Consider the following 654-nt stretch of genomic DNA (forward strand, 5'->3'; position numbering starts at 1 on the left):
GGCTAATTTTATTAACGAGTTCCTCTGTAATTTCCATTGTGATTCCTGGAGACTCCGCTTCCTCTGGAGATAATCTGTATCCAACTATAAAGTCTTTATTGCCATACGCTTCTTTCGCTTTAAGCACCTCTTCAATCACAGCGACCGGGAATTTATATTGATTTGCCCAAACATCATTTCTTCTATTATAGTATGGTGATACAAATTGATGAATTAAGTAATGATTCGCGCCATGTATTTCAACACCATCAAATCCTGCTTCAATTGCACGTCGCGTTGCTTCACCAAAATCCTTGATTGCTTGTTCAATCTCTTCATTCGTCATTTCTCTAGCACTATGTTCTTGTTTCTGACCGAAACTTTTTAAAGAAATTGGACTTGGTGCTACGACGTCTCCACCAGGTGTTAATTCAGGCAATGCTTGTGCACCGCCATGATGTATTTGTACGAGTGCTTTGGCACCGTTTTTCTTCATTGCTGTAGCTAATCGTTTTAGTCCTTCAATATCACTGTCATGCGCGATTGATGGCTGTCCTGGAAATGCTTTTCCGACATCACTCACATTACTCGCAGCATTAATTGTAATACCAACATCTTGTGAACGCTTTTCAATATAAGGAAGTTCTACATCTGAAATAGTACCATCATCATTTG

General features: G+C 39.3%; 1 protein-coding gene. It reads right to left on the minus strand.

Features of this window, described 5'->3' with window-relative positions; translation table 11 throughout:
• A partial coding sequence (locus IDG60_RS19420) for an oxidoreductase (RefSeq protein ID WP_481906112.1) occupies window positions 1-654 on the minus strand: 654 nt, incomplete at both ends.

The organism is Staphylococcus sp. EG-SA-2, from assembly GCF_017152085.1.